General features: G+C 63.9%; 7 protein-coding genes. 2 read left to right on the plus strand and 5 right to left on the minus strand.

All coding sequences use genetic code 11. The annotated features are described in order from the left end of the window. Both ENZ75_RS19730 and ENZ75_RS19735 read right to left on the minus strand, forming a co-directional pair. Positions 1-207: SDR family NAD(P)-dependent oxidoreductase (locus tag ENZ75_RS19730; RefSeq protein WP_128278256.1), on the minus strand; the 207-nt coding region annotated here is incomplete at its 3' end. Between the two features lie 60 nt (positions 208-267). Next, a complete protein-coding gene (locus ENZ75_RS19735) occupies positions 268-804 on the minus strand; it encodes an N-acetyltransferase (RefSeq protein WP_013529917.1) in 537 nt (178 codons plus the stop codon). A 274-nt stretch (positions 805-1,078) separates the two neighbouring features. Between ENZ75_RS19735 and ENZ75_RS19740 the strand changes: the two genes are divergently transcribed. Then, the gene (locus tag ENZ75_RS19740; RefSeq protein ID WP_063168870.1) at positions 1,079-2,071 is read left to right on the plus strand and encodes a glutathione S-transferase family protein; all 993 of its coding nucleotides are present in this window, start codon (positions 1,079-1,081) and stop codon (positions 2,069-2,071) included. A gap of 1 nt (position 2,072) precedes the next feature. On the opposite strand, the gene ENZ75_RS19745 is transcribed toward ENZ75_RS19740, so the two are convergent. After that, positions 2,073-2,567, minus strand: coding sequence for an NUDIX domain-containing protein (locus tag ENZ75_RS19745; protein ID WP_063168869.1), 495 nt, complete (start codon positions 2,565-2,567; stop codon positions 2,073-2,075). 53 nt (positions 2,568-2,620) lie between these two features. Here ENZ75_RS19745 and ENZ75_RS19750 point away from each other — a divergent pair, with 53 nt between their 5' ends. After that, complete coding sequence (locus ENZ75_RS19750) at positions 2,621-3,544, plus strand: metallophosphoesterase (RefSeq protein WP_013529920.1); 924 nt, start codon at positions 2,621-2,623, stop codon at positions 3,542-3,544. On the opposite strand, the gene ENZ75_RS19755 is transcribed toward ENZ75_RS19750, so the two are convergent. Continuing rightward, positions 3,528-4,145, minus strand: coding sequence for a hypothetical protein (locus ENZ75_RS19755; protein WP_063168868.1), 618 nt, complete (start codon positions 4,143-4,145; stop codon positions 3,528-3,530). The two genes, ENZ75_RS19750 and ENZ75_RS19755, sit on opposite strands and share 17 nt — an antisense overlap. A gap of 113 nt (positions 4,146-4,258) precedes the next feature. Then, positions 4,259-5,062, minus strand: a complete 804-nt coding sequence (locus tag ENZ75_RS19760) for an alpha/beta fold hydrolase (RefSeq protein ID WP_024504511.1) — start codon at positions 5,060-5,062, stop codon at positions 4,259-4,261. Positions 5,063-5,278: the final 216 nt, after the last annotated feature.

Consider the following 5,278-nt stretch of genomic DNA (forward strand, 5'->3'; position numbering starts at 1 on the left):
GGCGAGGGCAGCAGTCCCACTGTCGGCGCTGCTGACGTCGCATTGGACGGAAATACCGCCGATCTCGGCCGCGACCTTGACCGCGCGGTCAATACCGACATCGAAGATGGCGACGCGGGCTCCCTTGGTGGCCAGCGCGCGCGCCGTTGCCTCGCCAAGGCCGGAGCCGCCGCCGGTGACGATCGCGATCTGGCCGTTCGGGTTCATGACGTCATCCTTTGATCTCAGGAACAGTGGACGGATCAGGCGCCAGATCGATGGGAAAGGTCAAGCCATCGCCGCGGTAGGATCGGTCACCCTGGCCTGATCGGCGTGGCAGACCTCGCCCAAGAGCCTGGCGACCGCGCCCGGCGCGATCTCGTGCGACAGCAGCCGGTCGAGGTCGACGGGGCGCGGCATCGAAATCTGGCCGCGCGGAATCCGCTTGAAACCGAGCGGCCCGTAATAGGGCTCGTCACCGACCAGCATGACGGCAGGTGCGCCGGCCCGGGCAGCGGCCTCCAGCGCGATCGCCACCAGCCGGCGGCCGATGCCGAGATTCTTGAAGGCCGGCCGCACGGCGAGCGGCCCGAGCATCAATGCGCGGCCGGCACCGGCGGCGATGCGGGTCATGCGCACCGAGGCGACGACGATGTCGCCATTGACGGCGACAAAGGACAGCGAGCGCTCGTGCCCTCCGGCCTCACGAATCTTGTAGGCGGCCAGCACAAAGCGGCCGGGCCCGAAGGCTTCGTCGTTGATGGCTTCGATCTCGGGGTCGTGCGCCGGGGTTTCCGGCAGGTATTTCACGTCGGCAAGGCTCATGGTCTTTGCGGTCCGGTACAAGGAGGAAAGGTTGCTGCAAACGGCAGCATTCGCCAGTCAGCGCTTCATCAAGCGCGGGCGCCCTTTCGTCGTCGGTCAAACCGGATCAAAGCAAAGTCGAACATGCGGATTGTCCGCTAGCATCAATTTCCCGCCGCTGCAATCGGCCGTTTCTGTCCGTCATTTCGGCCAAGTGACGGTCTGTTCAGCACCTGACGTCTTCGACAGGGCAGCCTTGCGCCTACATCAACCAACAGGACGCAAGGAGATTCGCATGGGATTGCTGGTCGAAGGAAGATGGCAGGACCGCTGGTACGATACGGCGGACAATGGTGGCAGGTTCGTGCGGGCGCAGTCGCAATGGCGCGACTGGATCACCGTTGGCGGGGCGCCTGCCGAAGGCCGGACGCGCGGTTTCAAGGCCGAGCCCGGCCGCTATCACCTCTATGTCTCGCTTGCCTGTCCGTGGGCCCACCGGACGTTGATCTTTCGTGCGCTGAAGAAGCTGGAGGGCATCATATCGGTGTCCGTGGTGCATCATTTCATGGGCGCCAACGGCTGGACGTTCGTAGCTGAGGACGGCGCCACGGGCGACACGCTCTACGGCCTCGACTTCCTGCACCAGATCTATGCCAAGGCCGATCCCGCCTATTCGGGCAGGGTGACTGTGCCGGTGCTGTGGGACAAAAAGGAGCAGACCATCGTCTCCAACGAGTCTTCCGAAATCATCCGCATGCTGAATTCAGCCTTCGATGATTGGGGCGACGCCAGCTTCGATTTCTATCCGAAGGCGTTGCGCGGCGAGATCGACCGCATCAATGCGCTGGTCTATCCCGCCATCAACAACGGCGTCTATCGCGCCGGCTTCGCCACCACGCAACGCGCCTATGAAGAGGCTTTCGGCGAGCTGTTTTCGGCGCTGGATACGTTGGAGGAGCGACTGGCAAAACAGCGCTATCTCGTCGGTGGTCGTATCACCGAGGCCGACTGGCGGCTGTTCACCACGCTGGTGCGCTTCGATCCGGTTTATGTCGGCCATTTCAAATGCAATCTGCGCCGCATCGCCGACTACCCGAACCTGTCCAACTATCTGCGCGATCTCTATCAGGTCCCTGGCGTGGCCGGGACGGTGAACATGCATCACATCAAGGCTCATTATTACGGCAGCCACCAGACGATCAATCCGACGCGGATCGTGCCTGTCGGACCGGATCTCGATTATGCCGCACGGCATGACCGGGCCCGCTTCGAGAAAGCGGCGGCCTGACCTACCAGTAGGGCGAGGGCTGCTCGCCGTCAAAAACCTCGGCGATCCGGCGCAGCGTCGCCGGCGTCGTGCCCCGCGGCAAGCGGTCGAGCGGGAAGAAGCCGGCTTCGGCGATCTCGTGGTCCGGCAGCTTCGGCGCCGTCTGGCTGAAATGCTCGAGCAGATAAAGGCCGACATGATCGCGGCGGCTGGAGCGGCGGTTGAAATGCATCGATTTGAGCACCGGCGGGGCGGTCAGTGCGATGTTGCCTTCCTCGGCCAGTTCACGGGCCAGCGCCTCGTTCATCGTCTCGCCGACTTCGACGCCGCCGCCGGGAAGCTGCCAGCCCGGTACATAGGTATGGCGAATAAGGAAGACGGATCTGGACGCTGTGTCGTGGATCAGGCCGCGCACGCCAAGCGTCATCGGCCTCCGCAGCACGAAATAGAGATGGAACAGCCTGGCCCTCAACCCTGGCCAGCCGGTCTGGCGGAAGGCATCTTCAGGGCTCGTCATTGATAGCGAAACCGTGGGTGGAAAGCCGCGCGCGGGTCGCCTATGAAGGTTGTATGTTCAGGCTCGCGCATATTTCCGATGTCCATCTGGGGCCGCTCCCCGATGTATCCTATCGCGATCTCGCCTCCAAGCGCGTGCTCGGCTATGTCAACTGGCAGCGCAACCGCCGCCGCCATATGCATGATGCGGTCATTGACACGATCGTCGCCGACATCAAGGCGAACACGCCTGATCACCTCGCCGTCACCGGCGACCTGGTCAATCTGGCGCTCGACGGCGAGATCGAGATGGCCAGGCACTGGCTGGAGACGCTGGGGCCGCCGCATGATGTTTCGGTCGTTCCGGGCAATCACGACGCCTATGTGCCAGGCGCCTTCGACAAGGTCTGCCGGTCCTGGGCGGCGTGGATGAGCGGCGACGGCGTCAACACGCCGGTCGACCGCAACGCCTTCCCCTATCTGCGTGTACGCGGCAATGTCGCGCTGATCGGCGTCTCGACGGCGCGCGCCACGGCACCCTTCATGGCCAATGGGTTTTTCATGGAAGGCCAGGGGGATAGGCTCGGCAAAATCCTCCAGGACACTGCCGGACAGGGGCTGTTCCGCGTCATCATGATCCATCATCCGCCGGTGCGCGGCGCGGTCCCGCAGCACAAGCGGCTGTTCGGCATCGCCCGCTTCAACAAGATCATTCGCCGCCATGGCGCCGACCTTGTGCTGCACGGCCATTCGCATCTGCCGTCGCTGTTCTTCATCGGCGGTCGAGGCGTCAGGATCCCGGCGGTCGGTGTCGCTGCCGCCGGCCAGGCGCCGGGTGGCAAGCACCCGGCGGCGCAGTATAATCTGTTCGACATCGACGGTGAAAAGGGAAACTGGCGGATCCGGCTGACACGGCGCGGCCTGACCGGGCCGTCCATACCGCCATCCGATCTGCAGACGGTGGAGCTTGGCGCCGAGGCCGCTATGGCCGCAAATTGACAACCATGGCCATGATGCGGTCCCAGAACAGGACGACCGACACCACAAGGCCGACCAATGCGCCGGCAGCGACCAGGCCAAGCCCGGACAGAAGGGCCGACCAGCGTTTGCCGCGCTCCGTCGCGCGCAGCGGCGGTTCGGCTTCTGGCACATACGCACGTTTCAGGCCGGCGACGGCGGGTTCGACGCCGCCTTCCAGCATCCTCTGACGCTCGACGATGCGCTCGGCGACATAGCGCGTCACGGAATCGGCAACCGATTTCATCTCAGTGGATTCGGCAAGCACCACCCGGCCGATGCGGGTGTCCTTGAGGAAGCGATAGGTGCGGCGGTCGCGCCCCATGGCGACATGGCTGATGGCGTCGATCCACAGGCGCGGCTGCAAGCCGGACGAGACGACAAAGTCGAAATTGTCCATGTCGGCCGGAACATCGGCAAAAACCGGCGCCAGCTCGGCGGCAAGCAGATCGAGGCGCATGCGATGCGCCTCGCGCATGTCGACGACGACATCGTCGCGGTCGGCGAAGGCATTTTTGACATCACGGATGGCATCGGACAGTTTCTTCGACTGGTCGATGGTCTTCTCGCCTGCTTCCTTCATCGGCGTCTGCCTCGTGGGTTTGGTTAACACTGGGTTAACACAGCCGCCGGCAAAATGCACTGGCGAGATCGACGGCGTCGGGGTGCTCAGGAGGGTCGTCGTGCGCGAAAAGGTCAGCTGGCTGCGGCGGCGAATTTCTGGCGGTGCGGCCTGGCGCGGCGGCTGGTGTTGCGGCGAATGATCTCGGCAACGAGGTCGGGTGCTTCCTCGGCCAGCATATGGCCCGCCTCCAGCACGTGGTGCACGTGAAAATGCGCCGGCAGGTCATCCGCCTGGGTAAAGGGCAGCACCGCATCGCTGGTTCCCCATGCCACCATTACCGGCATGTTCAGCCGATCGAGGCGATCGTGCGGGATGACGCCTTGCCGATCGTCCACGGTCATGGCGGCCGCGATCCCGACCAGCTTTTCGAGTTGGCCGGGTCGCCTGCGCATTTCCCAAAGGATGTCCACCGTATGTTCGAGCGGCAGGGCAGAAGGTCCCGACATCTGGGAGAGGCAGGAGCGGATCTCGGACCGATCCGCGGCTTCGGCATAGCGGCGCAACAGCGGCCCGTTGATTTCGGGGCCAAGGCCGCCCGGCGCCAGAAGCGTCAGCGAGGCTATCTTTTCGGGCTCGGCCAGCGCCATCAGCGCCGCCACGGCACCACCCATCGAGTGGCCCACGAGATGAACGCGCTTCAGCCGACGCTCCGAGAGGTCGGTCAGCACGGCCTTGGCCGCCACCCTGGCCGGACCGGCGGCGGGAAAGTCGAGCGACATCCCATGCCCAGGCAGATCATAGGCCAGCGTATGCGTGGAAGGCGTCAGGGCGGAAATCACCTCGCGCCATACATCGTGGCAGCCGCCGAAACCGTGCAGCAGGACGATGGCCTTCGAGCCAACACCCTCTTCGGCGGCAAAAAGTGATGCGGTCATGAAAGCTGATTTTTTGTTATTGCAGAATGCGCGACACCAATCGTGGCTGAATTGCTCCTAGTCCGACATGATGACCAGTAAAATTTTCGCGATTTGTACGGTTGTGTACAGAACTTGGGGATCAACCGGCATTCGGCGATCGGAGCGCAGTAAATCCATCGGGACACGGCGCAGCCAGTGCGCGGACGTCGATGATGTCAGCTCGGGCTGCCGAGC

This window comes from Mesorhizobium sp. M7A.F.Ca.CA.002.04.1.1 (genome assembly GCF_004022805.1).
GTDB lineage: Bacteria > Pseudomonadota > Alphaproteobacteria > Rhizobiales > Rhizobiaceae > Mesorhizobium > Mesorhizobium ciceri.

What these genes read in the sequence shown, in the direction of transcription:
- ENZ75_RS19735 (WP_013529917.1), bottom strand. Translation starts at nt 804, where the DNA reads ATGAGCCTTGCCGACGTGAAATACCTGCCGGAAACCCCGGCGCACGAC.
- ENZ75_RS19740 (WP_063168870.1), top strand. Translation starts at nt 1,079, where the DNA reads ATGGGATTGCTGGTCGAAGGAAGATGGCAGGACCGCTGGTACGATACG.
- ENZ75_RS19745 (WP_063168869.1), bottom strand. Translation starts at nt 2,567, where the DNA reads ATGACGAGCCCTGAAGATGCCTTCCGCCAGACCGGCTGGCCAGGGTTG.
- ENZ75_RS19750 (WP_013529920.1), top strand. Translation starts at nt 2,621, where the DNA reads ATGTTCAGGCTCGCGCATATTTCCGATGTCCATCTGGGGCCGCTCCCC.
- ENZ75_RS19755 (WP_063168868.1), bottom strand. Translation starts at nt 4,145, where the DNA reads ATGAAGGAAGCAGGCGAGAAGACCATCGACCAGTCGAAGAAACTGTCC.
- ENZ75_RS19760 (WP_024504511.1), bottom strand. Translation starts at nt 5,062, where the DNA reads ATGACCGCATCACTTTTTGCCGCCGAAGAGGGTGTTGGCTCGAAGGCC.